The organism is Streptomyces sp. CB00316 (assembly GCF_001905595.1).
Lineage (GTDB): Bacteria > Actinomycetota > Actinomycetes > Streptomycetales > Streptomycetaceae > Streptomyces.
In genome coordinates this window covers 319,544-341,443 of sequence record NZ_LIXI01000001.1, presented here as the reverse complement: position 1 = coordinate 341,443, position 21,900 = coordinate 319,544, and the positions used below count along the sequence as shown (strand labels likewise).

General features: G+C 74.7%; 16 protein-coding genes. 11 read left to right on the top strand and 5 right to left on the bottom strand.

All coding sequences use genetic code 11. The features are described from left to right. Positions 1-28 precede the first annotated feature (28 nt). From AMK21_RS01460 to AMK21_RS01450, 3 genes are all read left to right on the top strand, one after another. The gene (locus tag AMK21_RS01460; protein WP_073873349.1) at positions 29-223 is read left to right on the top strand and encodes a hypothetical protein; all 195 of its coding nucleotides are present in this window, start codon (positions 29-31) and stop codon (positions 221-223) included. A 71-nt stretch (positions 224-294) separates the two neighbouring features. Then, on the top strand, positions 295-3,210 hold the full coding sequence (locus AMK21_RS01455) for a helix-turn-helix transcriptional regulator (protein WP_073873347.1): 2,916 nt from the start codon (positions 295-297) through the stop codon (positions 3,208-3,210). 182 nt (positions 3,211-3,392) lie between these two features. Then, entirely contained in the window at positions 3,393-5,264 is a 1,872-nt protein-coding gene (locus AMK21_RS01450) for an AfsR/SARP family transcriptional regulator (protein ID WP_073873345.1), read from the top strand. A gap of 24 nt (positions 5,265-5,288) precedes the next feature. On the opposite strand, the gene lanKC is transcribed toward AMK21_RS01450, so the two are convergent. From lanKC to AMK21_RS35255, 3 genes are all read right to left on the bottom strand, one after another. Beyond that, entirely contained in the window at positions 5,289-7,856 is a 2,568-nt protein-coding gene (gene lanKC / locus AMK21_RS01445; protein ID WP_073873343.1) for a class III lanthionine synthetase LanKC, read from the bottom strand. Between the two features lie 72 nt (positions 7,857-7,928). Continuing rightward, positions 7,929-9,215 (bottom strand): MFS transporter, encoded by a 1,287-nt coding sequence (locus AMK21_RS01440; RefSeq protein ID WP_073873341.1) that lies wholly within the window; start codon positions 9,213-9,215, stop codon positions 7,929-7,931. Between the two features lie 242 nt (positions 9,216-9,457). Further along, positions 9,458-9,616, bottom strand: a complete 159-nt coding sequence (locus AMK21_RS35255; RefSeq protein ID WP_199863081.1) for a hypothetical protein — start codon at positions 9,614-9,616, stop codon at positions 9,458-9,460. A gap of 322 nt (positions 9,617-9,938) precedes the next feature. On the opposite strand from AMK21_RS35255, the gene AMK21_RS01435 reads away from it, so the two are divergent. From AMK21_RS01435 to AMK21_RS01405, 7 genes are all read left to right on the top strand, one after another. Continuing rightward, positions 9,939-11,009, top strand: coding sequence for a radical SAM protein (locus AMK21_RS01435; protein WP_073873339.1), 1,071 nt, complete (start codon positions 9,939-9,941; stop codon positions 11,007-11,009). Further along, the gene (locus AMK21_RS01430) at positions 11,006-11,752 is read left to right on the top strand and encodes an iron-containing redox enzyme family protein (protein ID WP_079181045.1); all 747 of its coding nucleotides are present in this window, start codon (positions 11,006-11,008) and stop codon (positions 11,750-11,752) included. The genes AMK21_RS01435 and AMK21_RS01430 overlap by 4 nt, the downstream gene beginning before the upstream one ends. Further along, positions 11,749-11,976, top strand: coding sequence for an aroma-sacti cluster domain-containing protein (locus AMK21_RS01425; protein ID WP_073873337.1), 228 nt, complete (start codon positions 11,749-11,751; stop codon positions 11,974-11,976). Before AMK21_RS01430 ends, AMK21_RS01425 begins: the two co-directional genes overlap by 4 nt. A 127-nt stretch (positions 11,977-12,103) precedes the next feature. Beyond that, the gene (locus tag AMK21_RS01420; protein WP_073873335.1) at positions 12,104-15,292 is read left to right on the top strand and encodes an adenylate/guanylate cyclase domain-containing protein; all 3,189 of its coding nucleotides are present in this window, start codon (positions 12,104-12,106) and stop codon (positions 15,290-15,292) included. Positions 15,293-15,295: 3 nt separating this feature from the next. Further along, entirely contained in the window at positions 15,296-16,219 is a 924-nt protein-coding gene (locus tag AMK21_RS01415) for a S8 family peptidase (protein WP_073873333.1), read from the top strand. Further along, positions 16,203-16,805 (top strand): GAF domain-containing protein, encoded by a 603-nt coding sequence (locus tag AMK21_RS01410; protein WP_073873331.1) that lies wholly within the window; start codon positions 16,203-16,205, stop codon positions 16,803-16,805. The genes AMK21_RS01415 and AMK21_RS01410 overlap by 17 nt, the downstream gene beginning before the upstream one ends. A 98-nt stretch (positions 16,806-16,903) precedes the next feature. Further along, positions 16,904-17,692: a sugar phosphate isomerase/epimerase family protein gene (locus AMK21_RS01405; protein ID WP_073873329.1), complete on the top strand. Its 789-nt coding sequence runs from the start codon at positions 16,904-16,906 to the stop codon at positions 17,690-17,692. Between the two features lie 71 nt (positions 17,693-17,763). On the opposite strand, the gene AMK21_RS01400 is transcribed toward AMK21_RS01405, so the two are convergent. Together AMK21_RS01400 and AMK21_RS01395 are read right to left on the bottom strand one after the other, a co-directional pair. Next, positions 17,764-18,972 carry a 4-hydroxy-3-methylbut-2-enyl diphosphate reductase gene (locus AMK21_RS01400; RefSeq protein WP_073873327.1) on the bottom strand — a complete coding sequence of 403 codons (1,209 nt, stop codon included), beginning with the start codon at positions 18,970-18,972 and terminating at the stop codon, positions 17,764-17,766. Positions 18,973-19,146: 174 nt separating this feature from the next. After that, positions 19,147-20,574: a hypothetical protein gene (locus AMK21_RS01395; protein ID WP_079181044.1), complete on the bottom strand. Its 1,428-nt coding sequence runs from the start codon at positions 20,572-20,574 to the stop codon at positions 19,147-19,149. Positions 20,575-20,925: 351 nt separating this feature from the next. Between AMK21_RS01395 and AMK21_RS01390 the strand changes: the two genes are divergently transcribed. Next, positions 20,926-21,861 (top strand): ACP S-malonyltransferase, encoded by a 936-nt coding sequence (locus AMK21_RS01390; RefSeq protein ID WP_234421793.1) that lies wholly within the window; start codon positions 20,926-20,928, stop codon positions 21,859-21,861. Positions 21,862-21,900: the final 39 nt, after the last annotated feature.

Genomic DNA, 21,900 nt, shown 5'->3' with positions numbered 1-21,900 from the left:
TTCAGCACCCACAGAGAATGAGGCAGAGATGACGCACATCAACGAATCCGCGATTCAGGGATCCGGCAAGCTCGCCCAGGAGGGCGCGTACGACCACCCGGCCGGGCAGATCTCCCTCGGCATCGGCGGCGGGCTGGGGATGCGCAGCAGGCTCCTCAGCGCCTCGGAGGGCGAGACCGGCAACACGATCGACCTGCCGTGGACCACCATGATCCCCCTTTAACCACATCTCGGCCCGCATTGTGGCGCATTGGGCCACTGCCGCATGAGTTTCGACTCAAGTAGCCTGCGCCCATGCGAGCCACTTCGCCGGTCATCGTCGGGCGGGACGAGGAGATCGGCCTGCTGAGCAGCGCCCTGGACGCCGTTCAACGGCGTTCAGGGCGCGCCTTGTTCTTCCTGGGCGAGGCGGGGATCGGGAAATCCCGCCTGGTGGGTGAATCCGCCTACCGGGCCTACGGACTCGGCATGCCCGTGCTGCGCGGCCGGGCCACCTCGACCGGTCTCGTCGTCCCTTTCCGGCCACTCGTGGAGGCTCTCTCCTCCCGCTTCCGGGCCGCCGGCACACCGACCGACCCCGAGCTCGCCCCCTACCATCCCGCCCTGGCCCGACTGGTCCCCGAGTGGCGCCAGGAGGCCTCCCCCGGGTATCCGGAGACCGTCGTCGAGCTGGCGGAGGCGCTGTTGCGGCTGCTGTCCGTGCTCGGCAGGGGGTCCGGCTGCGCGATCCTGCTGGAGGACCTCCACGACAGCGACACGGAGACCGTCGCGGTGGTCGAGTACGTCATCGACAACCTCGCCGACCTGCCGATCCTGCTCCTGGGCACCCTGCGCCCGGAGGCGGGGGCGGCGCTCGATCTCGTACGGTCCGCGGAGCGCCGACAGGCAGCCTTGGTGCGGGAGTTGAAGCCACTGGCCGACGACCAGACGCGGGCGCTGACGGGCGCGTGCCTGGAGGCGGCGCCCGAGGAGATACCCCCGGTGGTGCACCAGCGGCTGGCCGAACGGGCCGGCGGAAACCCGTACTTGGTCGAGGTGCTGCTCGCCGATCTCCTCGACACCGGCCAGTTGCGCCGGGCGGGAAGCGGCTGGGAGGCGGCCGAGCACCCCGGCGGGCCGGTCCCCTCGGGCATCGTGCGGACCTGGACCCGAAGACTCGACCGGCTGGACGGACCGGTCCGGGACCTCCTGATCGCGGCGGCCACCCTGGGCGGCCAGTTCTCGGTCTCCGTCCTCCAGACCGTCACCGGTTTCGAGGACCGGGCCCTCTTCACCCACCTCCGGTCCGCCGTCGAGGCGGGCGTGATCGCCCCCGACGGCGCCGCCCCCGACCGGTACGCCTTCCGCCACTCCCTCACCGCCGAGGCCCTGATCTCCTCGCTCGCCCCGGCTGAGCGCGCCTCGCTCGCCCGCCGCGCCGCCGGGGCCATCGAGCACTCCGGTCACCCGCTCCACGAGGACGGTCAGCAGCTCGTCGCCTCCCTCCATCTGGCCGCGGGCAACCGTTCGGGCGCGGCCCTGCGGTTCGCGGAGGCCGGAAGACGGATGCTCGCCTCAGGGGCCCACGGTTCGGCCGTGGTGCTGCTGGAGCGGGCCTGCCCCCTGGCCGCCGACACCGACCGGGCCGCGATCTCCGAGTCCCTGGCGGTCGCCCGGGCCGAGGGCGGCGACCTGGACGCCGCGCTGGAGCTGGCCGAGTCGCTACCGCCGGTTCCGGCGCGCACCGAGGCCGCCGAGCGGCGCGGCGAGGTCCACATCAAGATCGCCTGGGTGGCCGTGATGGCCGAGCGGGCGGCCGACGCGGCCCGTCAGATCGAGGCCGCCCGCGCCCTGCTGGGCCACGATCCGACGCCCGGCCGCCATGCCGCGCTCGCCGTCGCCGACGCCCATCTCGCCCTGCTGCCCGGGCAGGAGCACCGGCGCCCCGGGGAGACCGAGCGGGCCGCCCGCGAGGCCGCGGAGATCGCCGAGGCCGAGGGGCTGCCCGTCGTCGCCTGCCAGGCTTGGCAGTTGCTGGCGCTGCTGCTGCGCGAGAAGGGGTTCGACCGGGCGGACGCCTGCCTGGAGCGGATGCTCGCGCTCTCCACCGATCACCATCTGCCCGTCTGGCGGGTGGAGGCGCTGGTGCGGCTCGGGGCGAACGCCTTCATGCGGACCGGGGACGCCTCGCGGCTGCGCTCGGCGCGGGCCGCCGCCATCGAGCTCGGCGCGCTGCTGCTGACGCAGACGGTGGACGGGCTGCTCGCCATGAACGCGGTGCTGTGCGGCCGTTGGGACGAGGCGCAGGAGATCATCGACCGTTCGCTGGAGGCCAGCGCCCGGGTCGGCAACCTCTCCGCCCACCGCTATCTGCTCCTCTCCTCCGCCACGATGGCCGCGCACCGGGGGCGGCGCCGGGACATGGACCGTGCGCTGGCCGCGTTCCGACGGGCGGGCGGCGAGCAGTCGCTGCTCGTGCCGCACCAGTTGGGGCTGTGCAAAGCCATCGGCGCGCTCCTGGAGGAGGACCGGGAGCGGGCGCTGGAAGGGCTGGACGCGGTGCTTGCCTGGGAGCGGGACCACCCCAGTTACTTCTACCTGAGCGGGAGTTACGGCCTGCGCCCCTTCCTGCGGGTGCTCGCGGAGGCGGCGGACAGGGCGGAGTACGAGGCCGTACGCGCCTCGCCCGGAGCCGCTCTGGCGTGGAACGGGCAGTTCCTGGAGCTGGCGGAGGCGGTGCTGCTGGGCCGGGCCGGCGACCGGGCCGGGGCAGCGCGTCTGGTGGACTCCTTCGACACCCGGTCCGTGCCCTTCCCGGTCGCCCGCCACCTCGGCCTGCGCCTGGTCGCGGACGCGGCCCGCGCCGACGGGTGGGGCGAGCCGGTCTCCTGGCTGCGGCGGGCCGAGGAGTTCTTCTACGGGGTCGGGGCGCAGGCGGTCGCCTCGGCGTGCCGGGCGGCGCTGCGGCAGGCGGGGGCGAGCGTCACCCAGCATCGGGGCGGCTGGGACCGCATCCCGCTGCCGCTGCGGACCAGCGGGGTGACCCCGCGGGAGTACGAGGTGTTCGTGCTGCTCCCGGAGCGGCCGGGCAACCAGCAGATCGCCCGGCGGCTGTCGATATCGCCGCGCACGGTGGAGAAGCACATGGCCAGCCTGCTCAGCAAGACGGGCCGGGCGGACCGCTCGGCGCTCTGCGAGTTCGCGGCGGAGTGCGCGGTGGAGCCGGCCTGAGGCCGGAGCCTTCGCGTACCTCCGTCCGGTGCCCCCACAACATGGGGGCACCGGACGGTTTCGGTCGGGTGCACCGGCGGAACATGCGGGCGGTCCCCCGATGTGCCGGTGGCCGCACCGCTCCAGGATCGAGGGGTACGTACGGCAGTCTGCCGCCCGTCCCCGCTTCCGGAGGCCCGCTGATGATCCGACCTCCCGCCCGCCCGACCTCCGCCGGTGCGGTGTACTTCTCCCTGCTCGGCCCGCTCACGGCCGTACGGGACGGCCGCCCGCTCCCGCTCGGCCCGCGCAAACAGCGCCTCGTCCTGGCCACCCTGCTCGCCCGCCCCAACACCCCTGTCTCTGTGGACGTGTTGACGGACGCGGTCTGGCCGGACGACCCTCCCCGCACTGCCCGCAAGAACCTCCAGGTGTACGTGAGCGCCGCCCGCGCCCTGCTCGGCTCCACCGGCGACGACGGCCGGGACCGGGTCGTCCACGGCTGCGGCGGCTACCGGCTCACCATCGACGAGGGCGAGCTGGACACCCTGCGCTTCCGCTCCCTGGCCCGCGCCGGGCGGGCCGCCGGTGAGCGCGGCGACCTGCGGACGGCGGCCCGGCTGCTGCGCGAGGCGCTGGACCTGTGGGAGGGGCCGCCGCTGAACGACCTGCGGGACTCCACGGGGGTGGCGGAGGAGGCCGAGCGGCTGGAGGCCCGCTGTCTGACCGTGTACGAGGACTGGGCCGAGACCGAGATCGAGCTCGGCCGGGCCGCCGTCGCGGTGGACGGCCTGCGCGATCTGGTGGAACGCCACCCGCTGCGGGAGCGGTTGCGGGTGGCCTGGATGAACTCGCTGCACCAGTCCGGGCGGCAGGCCGAGGCCCTGGCGGTCTACGACGACTACCGCCAGCTGCTGGCCCGGGAGTTGGGCCTGGAGCCGAGTCCGGCGATGGCGGCCCTGTACCGGGCGATGCTGGGCCGGGGCCGCGCCGCCCGGCCCGCGGCGGCCGGCCGGGGCACCGCGCACGGTACGGCACTGCCCGCCGCACCGAGAGACTTCACCGGCCGCCGCGAGGAGCTGCGGGACCTGCTGGCGCTGCTGGGCTCCCCGGACGAACGGGTGGTGGTCGTCTCGGGCCCCGCGGGCTCCGGCAAGTCGGCACTGGCCCTCCGGGCGGCCCACCTTCTCGGCGACGGCTTCCCCGACGGGCGGTTCCACGTCCAGGTCAGGCGGGAGGACGGCTCGGCCCGCACCCCGGCCGAAGTCCTGGGCGAGCTGGGGCGGTTGTGCGGGGTGCGCATCACGGTGGACTCGACCGTACCGTCTGGTTCTGCGGTGCCTGCCGCGCCGGAGGGCGGTCCGGCGGCCGCGGTGCCGCAGGGGGCGGCGGACGCCTGGCAGAGGTGGCTGTCACTGCACCGGGCCCTGATCGTCCTCGACGACGTACCGGACGAGGCTTCCGTACGGGGGCTGCTGCCCCGGTCCGGGCCGTCCTCGGTGGTGCTCACCGCGCGCGGTCAGCTGGCGGGGCTGGCCCCCGTGCACCGGATCGCGCTGGGCGCCCTGGCGGACGGCGAGGCGCTGGAGCTGCTGGGCAAGCTGATCGGGCCCGGGCGGCTGCGGACCGATCCGGCGGCGGCCCTGCGGATCGTCCGGGCCTGCGGGGCACTGCCGTTGGCGGTGGGGGTGGGCGGGATGCGGCTGGCGGTCCTGCGTCATCTGCCGCTGGCGGAGTACGCGGACCGGCTCGGCGATCCGTCGGCGGCGCTGGACGAGCTGGTCGCCGGGGACATCTCCGTACGGCTGCGCATGGCGTCCGGGTGGCAGGACCTGTCGGCGGGCGACCGGCGGGCGCTGGGGCGGCTGGCCGGGCCCGCGAAGGAGGGCGGCTTCACCCTGGACGGGGCGATGGAGGCGCTGGGGTGCGGGGAGCGGGCCGCGATCCGTACCGTCGAGTCGCTCATCGACGCGGGGGCGGTGACCTCGCCGACCGGGGAGGTCACCGCGCACGCCGCGCTGTACGAAGTGCCGCGGCTGCTGTGTCTGTACGCGGGAGAGCGGGAGGGGGCCTGAGAGGGCCGTCACCCCGGAGGCCGCTCACCCCAGGGTGAGGAGCTCCAGCAGCCCGGGGCCGTCCGTCCCGCCCGACAGGAAGTCGAGGGACAGCAGCAGTCCGGCCGCTCCCGTGGCGAGGTCGGCGGAGCAGCGCCGCAGGGTGGCGCCCGGGACGAGCAGCCGGGACTCGTCGGCGACCAGGTGCCAGGTCAGGTTGCGTACGGAGGCCAGGACCTCGGGCCCCCTACGGCCTTCGGCTGACAGCTGGCCCGCTGTGGCGGCCAGTCCCGCGCGGCCGTTGAACAGCCCCGGTTCGCGGACGAACTCCATGACACAGCCCGTACGCACCCCGGGGATCAGGGCGCTCAGCGCGGCATCCTCGTGTCGGTCCGTGTACGCCTGGGCCACCAGCGCGACGCCCGCGCTGCCTTGGTTCAGGTAGAGGAGATGGCGTCTGCCGTCCCGCACCTGGATCGTGCCGTCGTCCATGGTGACAAGGTGTCCGGCCTCGCGCTCCAGGGTGGTGCGGGCCGCCTCGCGCAGCCAGGACTCACCGGTCAGCGCGTGCAGTTCCAGGTGGAGCAGGGCGGCCCCGCTCAGCCCACGCAACAGCCCCGCCGACTCCGGGGCGCGCGCCCCGTCGACCGGCCCGCCGCGCACCAGCCGGTCCAGGTCCCCGGCGATGCGCAGGGCGGTGTCGACCAGCCGGGTGTCCGGGTCCGTGGAGCCGGCGGCACCGGCCATGCGCAGGGCGGCGAGGGCGAGGCCCGCGCGTCCGCTGAACAGGTCGGCCGACGCTGCCGGCGGCGCGGCGGACATCGCCCGGTCCCACAGCTCCCGCCCCTGTTCGGCACGGCCCAGCAAGGTGAGCACCAGGGCCGTACCCGGCAGCCCGTCGAAGAGGCCGCCCGCCTCGGCGGGGTCCCTGCGGAGCGCGGTGGCGGCGAGCCAGTCGGTCCACTCACCGGGGACGGGTGCGCCCGTCCGGTGCAGGGCGTACAGCACACCGGCCGCGCCGTTCGCGAGGTCGGTCCCGCCGGTGGCGAAGAGGCCCGGTCCGCCCGGGAAGAGCCGGTCCGTCCGGTCGGGGGTGGCTCCGGCATGTATTCCGGCCAGCAGGCGGGTACGGATCTCCGCCCAGTCCACCTCCGGCTCGAAAAGGGCGGCCACCTCGGCCTCGCGCCGCCGTGAGGCGTCCAGGCCGTGCAGCAGGGCGGGCCTGCGCGGTCCCGCGTCGGCCGACAGCCCGTACCGCCGACGGGCCCATTTCTCCAGCGTGAGGGCCTTGGCCCGCTCCAGCCCGGCGATCTCCGTGACCGGCATCAGCATGGTGAGCCAGGTCGTCCAGAGCGCGTACGCGTCGGCCTCCGCGCCGGGGGTACCGGGGGGTGCCTGGAGCCCCTGGGCTCCGGCGAGCGGGGTGTCCTGGTCGTCCAGCGCGGTGGCGTACTCGAAGTCGACGAGGGCGACGCGCCCGTCGGGCCGGACGATGATGTTGGACGGATGCAGATCACCGAAGCGCAGTCCGCGCGCGTGGATCGCCTCCAGCGCCCGGGAGAGCTCGCTCGTCATCGCGTCGGTCCATGCGACGTAGGGGGCAAGTTCGTCCGCCGTCACCGCTCCGCGTACGAGGGCGAAACGGGTGACGATCTCCTCCAGGAGGGTGTTCCCCTCGATGTGCTCCTCGATCAGGAAGTGGTGCTCCCAGACAGTCCGTACGCCGTGCACCTCGGGGACGCAGTCGAGACCGGCCAGTGCCGTCAGCGCCCGGTGCTCGCGGTGCAGGCGGGTGACGGCGTCGTCGCCCGCGCCGTCGAGGCCGCAGTGCGGACGCGCCTCCCGCAGCACCACACGCCGCCCCGTGCCCCGGTCCGTAGCCAGGTAGATCCCGCCCGCGTTGGAGAACTGGAGGGCCTCGGTGACCGTGTAGGGGAAGGTGTCGTCACGGGCGGCGGCGCGTGCGGCGAGGTGCGGGCGCAGGAACGCGGGCACCTCCACCCAGGAGGGCGTACGGAAGACCACGCCGCGTTCGTCGGGTACCAGCTTCCCGGAGGGGTCCCGCAGAGCGAGGACCCGGCGGCCCTCGCCGTCGTCGCACCAGCGGGGCACGTAGGCGCCGTAGCGCGTGTACACCGGAGCGTCACCGATGCGCAGGTCGCTGAGGATGTACGGGCCGCTGCGCCCCGCCAGGGCTTGGGACAGTTCGTCGGCCAGTGCCAGGAAGGCGGTCTCGTCGGGCGGGTAGACGGTGACGAACTTGCCCGCGCCACTGCGGTTCATGTGCTTGTCCGCCATCAGCGACAACGCCCGTCCGCTGCGCAAGAACTTGAACGGCACTCCGTGGCCCAGGCAGATGCGGGCGGTGTCCCGCAAGGTGGCCTCGGCCTCGTCGGGGACCGTGGAGACATGGATCTTCCAACCCTGCTCGGCGAGTCCGGCGTGCACGGGCACCAGTGAGGTCCACAGGCCCACGGCCGCGCGGCGCCAGCCCGCCGGGGGCGGGTCGGTGTCGAGGCGGTAGCGGGAGTCCCCGTCGGGCAGTCGGTCCGGGGTGTCGTAGTACGTACGGTCCGCGAGGCAGTAGAGCTGGGTTTCCTGGACGGCTGGCACGCTCGACTCTCTCTTCTCGAAAGGGACTCGAAGGGGTCTCGAAGGGGGACTCGAAGGGGGACTCGAAGGGGGTCAGACCCCGGGGGCGGCGTGCTTGGCCTCGGGCTCGACCGGGTCGGCGGGTTCCGCCCGGCCTTCGGCTTCCGGCGCCTGGGGCGGGGAGGGCTCCGCCCGGGCCGAGGGGGCGAAGGTGACCACGAGGGCCGACACGGCCAGCACGCACCCGGTCAGGGCGAAGGCCCACCGGCCGCCGAAGGCCATCAGCAGGGCGCCGCCGGCCAGCGGCCCGAACGGCTGGACCATGGAGGACAGGAATCCGGCCGCGCTCTGCACCCGGCCCACCTTCTCCTCCGGAGTCACCACGAGCAGCTTCGACAGGAACCCGATACTGGCGACCGTCGACAGGAACATGCACAGCGCGCACATCAGTCCGGCCACCACCGGCCGGCTGAGCCACGCCATCACGCCGGCGGCGCCCACACAGGTCCAGCAGGTGGCGACGATCAGCACCCGGGAGTGCCGGCCGGGACTGATCCGCGGCGCGGCCAGCGCCCCGGCCAGGGCCCCGGCGGAGACACAGCTGATGACGAAGCCCCCGCCGATACCGGAGCGGCCCCCGTCGGAGAACGCGGTCAGCGCGATGAAGGTGAGGGACCCGAACGCGAAGTTCATACCCAGGCCGAAGATGAGGAGGACCGTCCGCAGATAGGGGACCTTCCACAGGAACGTGAGCCCCGCGGTGAGTTCGCGCTTGCTGAAGGCGGAGCCCGCCGTCGTCCTGGCCCGCGAGCGGGTACGTACGAGAGCCACGCAGACGGTCGACGCGAGCAGGCCGAGCGCCTCGACCGCGAACGGCAGCGCCGGATGGAGGCCGAAGAGCGCGCCCCCGACGAGCGGCCCGACCAGCCGGGCCGTCTGGGTACGTGCCTGGAGCCGCGCGGTGGCGGTACCCATCTGGTCGGCCGGGACGACCGCGCGCATCAGGCCGAAGACGGCGGGCGCGTAGACGCTGCTGATCACCGCGCCCGCCGCCGCGACGAGCAGGACGAGCGCCATGGGGGCGTGCCCGTAGAGGACGGCGATGGTGAGGGCGGTGACGACGGTCAGGCTACCGACGTCGCACAGCCTCATCAGCCTGCGGCGTTCGATGCGGTCCGCCATCACCCCGCCGGGCAGCATGGTGATCAGGACGGCTCCCACGGACACCGTCCCGACGGCTCCGGCCTGCACCGGGGAGCCGGTCTCCTTGAGGACCAGCAGGGGAAGGGCGAGGGCACTCATCTGCCCTCCGAGGACCGCGAAGAGGCCGCTCAGCCAGAGCAGCCGGAAGTCCCGGTTTTCGCGTAGCGGCTTGGTCATCGTGGTCTCCCGGTGGTGGTCGGGGGGTGGGCGCCCGTTCGGCGGGGGCGGTTGCTCATAGGGGGATTTCGGCCGGGAGCGGTCCCCGTGGAGGTCCTCGGCGGGAGCGGTTCCTCCCGCGGGGCCGGAACCGACGGCGGGGCGGCTCCGTCGTGACGGAGCCGCCCCACATCACCGGCCGGCCGGGCGCCACGGCAAGAGAGCTGACTCAGCCTCCGTGGCGCCGCCCCGGTGCGCCCCGGTCAGTTCTCCAGGACGACGCTGAGCACGCTGACGCAGCTGCCCGGCGCCACGACCTTGTCGACGGACGTCTCCTGGAGGTCCAGCACCGAGTGCGCCTCGACCTCGGCGGTCTCGGTCTCGTTGCTGTCGTCGGCCGCGGGCTTGGTGTTCTCGGACATGGTGGTCTCCGTCCACTCGTCGTGTGCCGGCCCGGTTCTCGTGGCTTGCGCCGCGGCCCGTTGCCTGCCGTTGCCGAGAAAGTTAGGAGGCACGGCCTGGGAGACGCTTCGGCTCCGGTATGGGTCCGGTATGGGGCCAGTACGGCGGGGTCGGGCGGCCGCTCCACCGAGGCCCCGGACGGGTTCCTACCTCGCTGAGCTGGGCTCATACCGATCCTGAAGCGATGGCAGACCGTCGGTGAACCGGTACGGCGGAGCCTGGGCGGGTGCGTACCGGCCCTGAAGTCCGGGCGCGCCCCAGCCCCCGAAGGAGGCGGCCCGTATGGAACTCGCCGAACTCGTCGGACTCCGGCCCTTCCCGGCCGCCGGTCTGCTGCTCGGCCTCACCCGCCGCTGCCCCCTGCGGTGCGGGCACTGCTCGACCGGATCGGACCTGACCGTGCGGGAGGAGCCGGACGCCGGTCGACTGCTGCGCTTCGTCGGCTCGTTCACCGCCGAGAACCGTCCGGATGTCGTCATGCTGACGGGCGGGGAGCCGCTGCTCCTGCCCACGCTCGCCGGCGAGCTGAGCTTCCTGGCGCGCCGCGCCGGATCGCGTACGGCGGTGTTGAGCGGCATGTTCTTCGCCCGCTCGAAGGCGATACCGCCAGCGATCCTGCGCGCGATCGCGCAGGTCGACCACTTCTCCGCGAGCCTGGACGTCCACCACGAGCGGGAGGTGGCACGCGCGGATGTGTTCCGGGCCCTGCACCGCATCCGCGATTCGGGGGTCTCCGTCAGCTTCCACCTCACCGGGACCGGCGCCACCGACCCGTATCTGGCCGACATCACCCGGGCCATCGCGAAGGAGTTCGGCGGCCGGGTGCCGTCCCTGGTCAACGAGGTGCGGCCGTTCGGCCGGGCCGCCTCCTGGGCCCGGCCCGCGCGCACCGGCCCCGACCCGTCGGTGGCGGCGCCGTGCTCGATGGCCGCCTGGCCGGTGGTCGCGTTCGACGGCACGGTGCTGGCCTGCTGCAACCAGGACACCGTGGACCGGCGGCCCGCCCCGGCCCATCTGGACCTCGGGCACATCGACTCCGACGACTGGGAGACCGTACGCCGACGGGCCCTGGAATCACCGGTGTTGCGGATGATCCGTACGGTCGGGCCCACCCATCTGGCCGCCCGCTCCGGCGCCGCGCCCCATGCGGGCTCCTACTGCGACGGCTGCCGGGCGCTAAGCGGCGACGAGGCGGTGGCGGCCGGCGCCCGTGCGGTGGCGGCGGGCCCGGCGGGTGCGCTGCTGGACCTGGCCGCCGCCGAGCGCGGGGCGCGAGGCGGGCCGGAGGGGGTCGTCCGGCGGCACGGCTGCTCGGCGTACGCGCCCCTGGTGGGCGCCCGGAGTGCGCGGTGAGCATCACCTGGACGAGCGCCGCCGCCCCCAGGAGGGCTTCGACGCGTCTGCGCACCAAACTGCTGCTTCTGGAACCGGAGTTCCGGGATTCGACCACCCATATGTGGCGCCCCGAGGACCTGTTGCCGCGCTACCGGAGCTACCTGTGCACCATGCACGCCGTGATCCGGGCCTCCGTGCCGCTGATGGAACTCGCCCTGCGGCGTACGGCGGTCAGGCCCGGCGATCCACTGTCGGAGCCCCTGGCCGCCTATCTGGCGGAGCACATCCAGGAGGAGGCCGGGCACGACACCTGGCTGCTGGAGGATCTGCTCGCGGCGGGCGCCGCCCCCGAGGACGCGCTCGGCCCACTGCCGCCACCGGACGTGGCGACCCTCGTCGGCCCCCCGTACTACTGGATCGAGCACCACCACCCGGTGGCCCTGCTCGGCTACATCGCGGTGCTGGAGGGGTACGCGCCCGCCCCCGGACTGACCGACCGCGTCGGCAGGCTGACCGGGCTGCCCGCCGCCGCCCTGCGGACCGTACGGGAGCACGCGGCGCTCGACACGCACCACCTGGACGAGCTGTACGCGCTGCTGGACCGGCTGCCGCTGACCCGGGACCAGGAAGCGGCGGTCGCGGTCAGCGCGCTGCACTCCCTCGACGCGCTCACCCGGCTGTTCGTCCGGCTCGGGCGCTCCGCACCGGCGCCGTCGCTGCGGGGAGCCGGACCCACCCCACCGACGGGAGTCACCCGATGACCGGACCACCACCGAACCCGCATGGCCCCGAACAGCGGCCGGTCGAGCAGGTGTTGCACGAAGCGGGCTTCCCCGTGGACCTGCTCACCGAGGAACAGCGCCTGGTACTGGGCGATCTGACACCGCAGGAGCTCACCCTGCTGCTCGACGTCAAGAACCGGCTGGACGCCGTGGGCCCCGAGGTCCAGGCACACGGCGAGATCGCCGGCGGCGCGCTGTTCTAGGGGCCTTCCCGGGCCCCCCGGGGGCGCCCGCGCCAGGACGGGGGTCCGGCGCGTGCGCTCCCGGGGCCGGATCAGCCACCATCCCGTCTTACGAGGCGAGTTGGACCAGGAGAGTTGAGGACCCGCCATGACCTGCCCCTCGTGCCGACAGGAGCTTCCCTCCACGGCCCGGTTCTGCTCGTCCTGCGGGACGCCGTGCGCCGGTCCGGCGGCAGCCCCCGCCACCGTCGCGCCTCCCCCCGAGGACGAACGCAAGCCGGTCACCGTGCTGTTCTGCGATCTCGTGGGCTCGACCGCCCTGTCGGGGGTGCTGGACCCGGAAACCCTGCGGACGGTGACCCTGCGGTACTTCGAGGCGATGAGCGCCCAGATCGTGGCGCGCGGCGGCACCCCGGAGAAGTTCATCGGGGACGCGGTCATGGCGGTGTTCGGCGTACCGGTGGTGCGCGAGGACGACGCCCGGCGTGCCCTGGCGGCGGCGCTCGGGATGCACCGGGCGCTGGACGCCCTCAACGAGGAGCTGCACGCCTCGCTCGGTATCCGGCTGACGACCAGGATCGGGGTCAACACCGGCCAGGTGGTAGCCGGTTCGGACACCACGGCCCGCCAGGCCCTGGTGTCCGGCGAGGTCGTCAACATCGCCGCGCGCCTTGAGCAGAACGCGGGCCCGGGCGAGATCCTCATCGGTCCGCAGACCCTCCTCGCCGCCGGCCCCACGGTGACGGCCGAGCCGACCGGCCCCCTCCAGCTCAAGGGGAAGCGCGAGGGGGTGGAGGCGTACCGGCTGCTGGCGCTGGGGGCGGACGATCCCGAGCTGCTGCGCCGCTTCGACGCCCCCTTTGTCGGCCGTACCACCGAACTGCGCTCCCTGGAAAGCGCGTTGGACAAAACCGTACGCGGCGACCGCCCCGGCCTCCTGCGGGTGACCGGCGAGGCGGGCATCGGCAAGACCCGGCTGGTACGGGAGTGGCTGACGCGCCGGAGCGGTGCGGGGGCCTTCGCGTACGGGGCGGGCCGCTGCCGCACCTACGGGGACCACGGCACGCTGGCGCCCCTCGCCGACGCCGTACGCTCGCTGCTCCCGCACGCCGACGCGAACGCCCACGCCCCCGGGGACGAGGCGACCGACGACGCGATGGCCCTGCTCTCCGGAGGCCTCCTGCGCGACGGCACGCCGAACGCCCCCTTCGAGGACATGTGCGCCGCGCTGACCGTGGTCCTGAAGCGGACGGCCCGGAACCGGCCGGTGGTCCTGGTGTTCGACGACTGGCATGCGGCGGCGCCCCTGCTGGTCCGGACGGTGGACCGGCTGACGGGCGACACGGGGCCCGCGCGCACCCTGGTGATCTGCGCGGGCCGTCCGGAAGAGGCGCGGGACACGGGTGCGGCCGGCGAAGAGCTGGGGCACCTCCAGCTCACCGGCCTCCCCCGGGAGGAGGCGGCCCGGCTGGCCGCCGGCCTGGCGCGGCTGGACGGCCGCCCCGCCCCGGCCGACGACCGGCTCCTCGCCCGCTCCGAGGGCAACCCGCTCTACCTGGAGCAGTTCCTCGTCGGCGACGGAACCACCGTAGCCTCGGGGCCGGAGGGGGAGCTGCCGCCCACCCTCCAGGCCCTGCTGGGCGCCCGGATCGGCGCGCTGGCCCGGGCCGAGCGCGGGGTGGTGGACCTGGCCGCCGTGATCGGCCGGGAGTTCGCGGCGGCGGAGCTGGTGCGGCTGGAGCTGTCCGTACGGACGGCGGAGCAGCCCGGGGCCGTCGCCGCCGCCGTCACCGGGCAGGGGCCCGAGGACCGGCACCGCGTCGACGAGGCGCTCGCCGCCCTGGCCCTGCGACGGCTGGTGGAGCCCGCGCCGTCCGGGGCCGGGGAGTCGTCGGCGTACCGGTTCAGCAGCGGGCTGGTCCACGAGGTCGCCTACGCCTCGCTCTCCAAGCGGGCCAAGGCGGAGCGCCACGCGTGGGCGGCCGAGCTGCCGAGCGTGCTGCGGACCGGCGACGGCGCGGTCGGGGGCCATCTGGAGCGCGCCTACCGCTACCGCACCGAGCTGGGCCTGCTGGACGACCGGGCCCGGCTGCTGCGGGACCGGGCCGCCGCCGCGCTGGGCCGGGCCGGGGCCCAGGCCGCCGCCCGCTCCGACCTGCACTGGGCGCACGGGCTGCTGGAGCGGGCCGTGGAGCTGCGGCCGGACGCGGCGGGCGCGCTGCTGGGGCTCGGCGAGGTACGGGTGGCGCTCGGCCGGGTCAAAGAGGGCGCCGAACTGCTCTGCCATGTCAGGGACTTGACCGACGCCCCGGTGGCGGCCGCGCACGCCCGCCTCGCGCTGGCGGTGCTGGACCCGGCGGCGAGCCCCGGGCCCGCCGCCACGGCCCGCGCGGTGCTGCCGGTCTTCGAGGCGGCCGGGGACGCGGTCGGCCGGGCCCGGGCCCACCTCCGCCTCGCCCAGCAGCTCCAGCGGTCGGGCCGCCACGAGGAGGCCGAGCGGGACCACGCGCGGGCCCTGGAGCACGCGGTGGAGGCCGGGGCGGAGCCCGAACGGGCCGGGGCCCTGGGTGCGATCGGGATCTCGCTCTGGCGCGGGCCCGTCCCGGTGCCGGACGCGGTGGAGCGGTGCCGCGCCCTGCTGACGGCTCACGGGTCCGGCCGACCGACGGTCCGGGTCACGCTCAACTGCCCGCTGGCGGTGCTGTACGGGCTCCAGGACCGGGCCGACGACGCGTACGCGTGCCTGGCGGAGGCGGAACGGCTGGCGGGGAAGCTCGGGTTCGCGGAGGCGAAGGTGTTCCTGCCGGTGTTCCGGGCGACCGTGGAGGCCCTGCTCGGCCGGGGCGAGGAGGCCCTGACCCTGCTGGCCCGGGCGGACGCGGCGGCCCGGCGCATGGGGGCGGCGGGCCTGCGGACGGCCGTGGCACTGGACGCGGCCCGGCTGGAGCTGGACGCGGGCGACGAGGACCGGGCGGCGAGGTGGCTGGCGGGCATCGGCGACGCGTCGGAGCTGAGCCGCGCGGACGCCGTCGACCTGGAGGGGCTACGGGGCCGGCTGGCGGCCCGGGCCTGCCCGGACGAGGCGTGCCGCCACGCCGAAAGGGCCGTACGCGTGTCCCTGCTCACCGACTCCCCGCTGGTGCGGGCGTCCGCCGAACTGGACCGGGCCCGCACGCTCGCCGCGCTGGACCGCACGGCTGCCGCCGAGGCGGCGGCCCGGAGCGCCGGGGCGCACTTCGCGGGCAAGGGGCACCTGCCGGGGGCCCGCCGTGTGGCGGCCTTCCTCACGGCACATACGGGAACCACAGCCATGGTCACGACGAGGGAAGGGAGCTGACCGATGGGCGCCACGGGAGAAGCGACAGCGACAGCCGGAGCGAGGCCTGCCCCGGGGCAGGGCCTGACCTGGAGCCTGCGCGGACGCGGCCCCGAGGACGTGCCCGTCCTGGGCGACCCGGGACCACCGGGCGGACACCCCGCCGGGCCCGCCACCGGGCGCGGCGTACGCGTGTGCGTGGTGGATTCGGGGGTGGAGCGCGACCATCCGCTGGTCGGCGAACCGGCCGCCTCCTGGGTGGTCGTCAAGGACGCCGAGAGCGGGGAGATCACGGTCGAGCCGACGACCACCGGCGACACCTGCGGGCACGGCACCGCGTGCGCGGGCATCATCCGCCGGACCGCGCCGGAGTGCGAGATCCACAGCGTCCGGGTGCTGGGCGAGCGGTTCTCCGGCACGGGGGACATCCTGATGGCGGGGCTGCGGTGGGCGGTCGAGCAGCGCTTCGACGTGGTGAACCTGAGCCTGTCGACCACCCGGTCCCGGTTCGCGCAGGAGCTGCACTCCCTCGCGGACAGCGCCTACTTCGCCCGTACGGTGATCGTCGCCTCGGCCCACAACACCCCGGTGGAGAGCTTCCCCTGGCGGTTCGCGTCGGTGATCTCCGTCGGCAGCCACCAGGAGGACGACCCCGGCCTCCACCTCTACAACCCGGAGCCGCCCGTGGAGTTCTTCGGGCCGGGCCAGAACGTCACCGTGCCGTGGCTGGGCGGCCGGACGATCCGCACCACCGGGAACAGCTTCGCCACGCCGTACGTCGCCGGGCTCTGCGCACGCATCCTGTCGGCGCATCCCCGGATGACGGCCTTCCAGCTCAAGAACGCCCTCTATCTGTCGGCGGCCAACGTGCGCCACGAGCCGAGCGCCGAACACCCCCCGCGTCCTTCAACAGCGGCAGGAGATACCCGCGATGACTCCGAAGACTGAATCCGCCCCGGCGTCCCCCCTCGCCCCCGCCTCCTCCGACACACCCCGCAACGAGCTGCTCCAGTCGGTCGTCGACGTGGCCCGGGCCATCTTCGGCGCGGCCGCGAGCTCGGTACTCCTGCTCGACGAGGAGACGGACGAACTGGTCTTCCGGGCGGTCTCCGGAGAGGGCCAGGAGTTCCTCGTGGGGCACCGGTTCCCGGCCGGGCGGGGCATCGCCGGCTGGGTGGCGACCTCGGGCGAGCCGATGGTGGTGGACGACCTGTCGACCGACCCGTCGTTCGACAGGTCGCTGGCCGAATCCACCGAGTACGTCCCCGACTCCCTGATGGCGGCCCCGCTGATCAGCGACTCCCGTGTGCTGGGGGTGCTCGAAGTGCTGGACGCGTCACCGCAGGCCCGCTCCAGCGTGCGGGAGCTGGACCTGCTGGCGATGTTCGCCCGGCAGGCGGCGGCGGCCCTGCGGGTGATCACCCCGGAGCCGGTGGCCGCGACCTCCGTCGGGCGGGCGCTGGATGGGGCGGAGCGCGAGGACGCGCTGCGGCTGCTCGGTAGCCTGGAGCAGGTGCTGCGGGGTACCGGCTGAGACGCTTGCCGCACGAGTACGGGCCCGGGCTGCGGGCAGGAGCCGGGGGAAGGCGCCGGACACGCTCCCGCGCGGTCACGATCGGGAAGGACACGCACGTGAAGCTCGCTTTCTCCACTCTCGGGGTGCCGGGAATGCCGGTGGCCGAGGTCGTCCGGCTCGCCGCCGAGCACGGTTACGAGGGCGTGGAACTGCGCGCCCACGCCGAGGAGCCGGTGCACCCGGGCCTCTCCTCCCTCGAACGGGCCGATGTGGTCGAGGCGTTCAAGGGGGCCGGGGTGGAGATCCTGACGGTGGCCGGGTACGTCCAGGTGGCGGCCGAGGGCGACGACGAGGCCGTCTCCGCCGGGCTGGCCGACCTGGTGAAGCTCGCCCGGGACCTGGGCGCCCGCTACGTCCGGGTCTTCCCCGGCGGCGGCGACCAGGACCCGGCGGACGCCGACGCGACGGCCGCCCGCCGCTTGGGCGCGGCCGCCCCGGCCGCCGCCGACATGGGCGTCAGCATCCTGCTGGAGACCCACGACTCGCACCGCGCCGGCGCCGACGTGGCCCGGGTCGTGGGCACCGTCGGCCACCCCAGGATCGGGGCCATCTGGGACGTCCTGCACACCTGGCTGGCCGGCGAGGACCCGGCCGCCGGCCACGCGGTGCTGGCCCCGCACCTCGGCTACGTACAGGTGAAGGACGTCGCATCGGCGGACGACCTCACTCCGCTCCCCCTGGGCGCGGGGGGGCTGCCGCTGGCCGCCTGCGTGGAGCCGCTGGACCCGGAGACGTGGGTCTGCTGGGAGTACGAGAAGCGCTGGCACCCGGGCGCGGCGGACCTCCCGGGCCTGCTCAGCGCGGGGCGGGACCACCTGCTGCGGCTGGGGGCGCCGAAGCAGTAGCGCCGTGGGCCGCGCGCTCACGGGGGCCCGGGGGAATCATGCCGTCGGCGTGTCCGTGCGGGCCCGTGTGTTCAGGCGGGCTCGTGTGCGCCCAGGCCGGAAGGCAGCGCTGTCGAGTGGACCCTACGCACGATGTGCCCGGTGGGCCCCAGGCCGTCCAGGACCCGCGCCAGGTCCCGGCCGTGCCCGTCTCTCGCCGCGGTGTGCAGGACGGTGATCGTCGCCCCGTCGACGTCCTCGGGCCGGATCCGGTCCAGGCTCGTGACCTCGCGGACCCGGACTCCCGACCGGGCCGCCACGACGAGCGCGGTGCGGACCAGCGGGCTGTCGCCGCTGCCGGTGACGAGGAGCGCGTCGGACTGGCCGAGGACGGAGCCGACCGCCGTGACCAGGTCGTCCGTCGTGTAGCACCAGTCCCAGGGGTGCTGCCCGCGCAGGCGTGGAAAGCGCCGGCGGAGCACCCGGAGGATTCCGGCCGCCTCGGACACCACGGCCCCGGGCGCGAGCACGAAGGCCAAGCGCTCCGGGTCCGCGACGGCGAGCGCCTCGGCCTGGGCGGGGGTCCGCGCCCGCTGCACCGTTCCGGCCGGCACCTTGCGCGGCCAGCCGCCGCCGGTCCCGCCCGCCGGTGCGCCGACCACGACGACCTCGTCCCCCCGGCCCACGGACCGGTGCAGCGAGCGCTCGGCGGAGTCGGCGGACGGGCAAGTGGACCCCGCGGGGCACCCGCAGGCCAGCCAGCCACCACCATCCGGCCGGTCCTGCCTGCCCGGCCCACCCGACCCTCTGGGCCCTTGCGGCGGCACGGGGGCGTAGGACGCGGAGGGGTGAGGCACATGGGGTGCCGGGGTGGCGGACCGAACCCCCGCCGCCGGTGCGCCGGAGGGAGCCGTCTCCTCGCTGACGTACAGCACCCGTCGTGTCCGTAACACCGACTGCCAGGAGGTGATCTGCCGGTGGGCGAAGGCGACCGCCGCACCGTCCTCGCTGCGTGCCGCGAGCGCGATGCCCCGGTGTCCGCCCTCCGGCCGCTCGTAGGAGACCGCGACGACGGTCGTCGCCGCCGGGCCCCGGTCGTCGCCGTTCACGGCCGCCTCCTCCCACGGCCGGGCGTCGACGGTGTACCCGGCCCGCCGGGCATGTGCGGAGAGCAACGGGTGCGCCGGGCAGTCCACATGACCGCGTACGGGATGCCACCACGCCGTGGCGACCGAGAGCCCGCCGGGCGTGACGGGGAGCGAGGTGGAGGGGAACACATCGGAGCGTTTGCTGCGGTTCATTCGTTCCTGCCGGTGGTCCACGGGAGCCCCGTGACGGAAGTTCGTCGGGGCGGGCTGTACAACCGGCCGACCTACGCGGTTCTTCCGGCGACGGACACCTCTCACTCCTCTGGCCCAGCCGGTACCCGCCACCGGTCACCGCAGGGCTCACGAGGCCGGCCCGTGCGCCGTCAGTTACCTCCCGCGCGCCTCGCGCACGCGGCCGAGCAGCGCGGCCACGAGTGGATTCCCGCTGTACGGACGGGCCTTGGCGGTCAGCAGGCGCACCCGGTCGTCCGCGCGGGCGCTGTGGACACGCGGGTGGACATCAAGGAACTCGTGCCAAGTGCGGCACGCCCGTTCCAGGTGTCCGACGGCCAGTTGGGTCTCCGCGAGTTCCGCGAGGGACAGGGCGCGGGAGCGGCGCTCGTCGGCGGGGCGGTGACGCAGGGAGAGGTCGAGCGCCCGGGCGGCGGCGTGCCGGTCCCCCCGGCTCGCCGCGGTGGCCGCACGCTGGAGGGCGAGGGAGCCGGCGTGGAAGGCGCCGACCGGGGTGTCACCACTCGGCGAGCGCTCCAGGCAGCGGTCGGCCGCCGTCAGGTGGCGGGTGTGCCGGACATCGCCCCGGCCCGCCAGGGTGACGGCCAGTTGGCCGTGGAAGAAGGCCTGCTGGTGCGGGGGCGCGTGCCGCAGGGCCACGTCCACGGCCTGTTCGGCGAGGTGGTGCGCTTCGGCGAAGTGCCCCAACGCGTGGGCCTGCACGCTCAGCCCGCGCAGCGCGATCCCGTAGCCGATCCGGTCGCCCGCCTCACGGGCGAGTTCGACGCTCGTGAGGTAGAGGCGCTGGGCTGCGGCGTGGTGGTTCATGTCGAAGTGAGTGAACGCGCAGAGGTAGGTGAGGCGGGAGGCGACCGTGAGCAGTTCGCGCCGGACGGCGGGTTTCATGTCGCCCTTCAGCCAGGGCAGCACCGTGGCCGAGAGGTACTGGCGCAGGGGCTCGTACACCGGTCCGGCCCCGAAAGCCGCGTCCCCTCGGGAGAAGAGGGCCAGCAGCTCGTGCGCGGACGCCACATGGTCCCTACCCACCCTCCCGCGCGGGCCGGGCGGGACCGCCGGGGCCGGCGGGGGTCTTGTGTGCTCGGACGATCCGTGCAGCAGGGTGAGTTGTCCGTACGGGATCGCCAGCGCGGCCAGTGAGTAGGCGCCGACGAAGGCGGCCCGGCGCCGGGCGATCTCAGGCAGCACCTCGTCGAGACGCTCCACGGCATCCCCCTCGCCGGGCGGCGCCGCGAGGTCGTGGGCCGCGCCGCCGACGGCGCCCAGCCCCGTGTCCCGCTCCCGCACCGGTCGGCCCAGCCGACGGGACAGGGCTTCCGCGACCAGGGAGGGGACGGGTCGGCGGGGGCGGCTGCCGGCCAGCCAGTGCGCCACCGCCGTGCGGTCGTAGTGCAGGGCCGTTCCCTGCACGGCCCCGAGCGCGTTGACCTCACGGGCCAGTTGCGCACCGCTCCACCCGGCCTCGGCCAGGAGGAGGCGCAGGGCCTGGTTCGGAGTGCGCCGGGCTCGCCCGCTCCTCGCTCGCCCTCTCCCCCCTTCCTCATCTGCCGCGTCCCGCTGCTTCACCCTGCCCTCCCCTTTCCCTCCTGTGAGCGCCGCTGTTCAACATGTTTGTGGGTTCAACATGTCTGGAGCCCGCCCGCGGCGGTGCCGGCCCACCCATCACACAGACTCAGAGTGAAGGCCCTCCCCCGGCCTCCCACAGTGCGCATTGCGTAGCGCGCCATCCACCTGAGCCGCGCCCCCGCGCTCCCCCCACTGCCATGGCTGCGCCGTGCGAGCTCCCCCTCCCCGTCGAACGATCCGACCGTTCCCGAGGAGCGCACCGAACGCGGCCTCACCGAAAGGAAGAACACCATGCGTGCCGGTCCAGCCCCCCACACCGCCGCCTTGGGCCGTCCCCCCCTCCGGCGGCCCGTGCATCTCTTCCCGGGCCAGGGCGACTTCTCCGTCAGCGCCCTGGTCGCTTCGGTCCACGCCGTACCCGGTCTGCGCACGGCCGTCCGCGAGGTCTTCGAGCAGGTCGACACCGTGGCCGCCGAACGCGGGCTGCCGGAACTCGGCCCACGGCTGCTGGGGCCCCACCCGCCCAGCGGGCGCGACCTCGCGCACGCGACCACGGGTACCGCCCAACTCGCCCTGTTCGGCGCGTCGGTGGCGATTCATCGAGCGCTCAGCACGGCGTACGGCGCACCATCGGCGGCCGTCGGGGTGAGCTTCGGCGAGATCGCCGCGCTCACGGCCGCCGGAGTGTTCGCCGTGGAGGACGGCGCACGTGCCGCACACGACCTCGCCGTCGCCCTCACCTTCTGCCCCGGCGGACTGACGGCGCTCGCCTGCTCGGAACGGGCGGCACACGTCCTGCTGGAGGAGGCTGGGGCCACGGAAGCCGTGGTGGCCGTGGTCAACGACGAGCGGTCGGTGGTGGTCGCCGGGCCGGTGGCCGCGCTGGCCCTGGTCGAGAAGGCGGCCGCGGACCGGCGGACGGCCGCGGTACGGCTGCGGCTGCCGTTCTCCTCCCACCACCCCGCGCTGGGCCACGCGGCCGAGGCGTTCGCCACCGCCGTACGGGCCTACCCCTGCCACGACTTCCGCTTCCCGGTCCACTCGGCCGTGGCGGGCCGCCGCTACGGGCCCGCCGACGACCTCTCCGCGCGCCTGGCCGACTGCCTGGTGCGGCCGGCAGCGGTGCCTCCCGTGCTGAACCAGGTGCTCGCCTACCGGCCCGGCGCCCTCTTCGAGGCGGGTACGGGCAGCGCACTGGCCTCCAGTGCCCGCACCGTGCTCACCGCCGCCCTCGTTCCGGCGCCCCCCGTGCACGCCCCGCTCGCGGAACCCGGCTTCCCGTGGTGAGCCTCCCCTCGTCCTTTCCGTACCCGCTCCCGTTTCCGA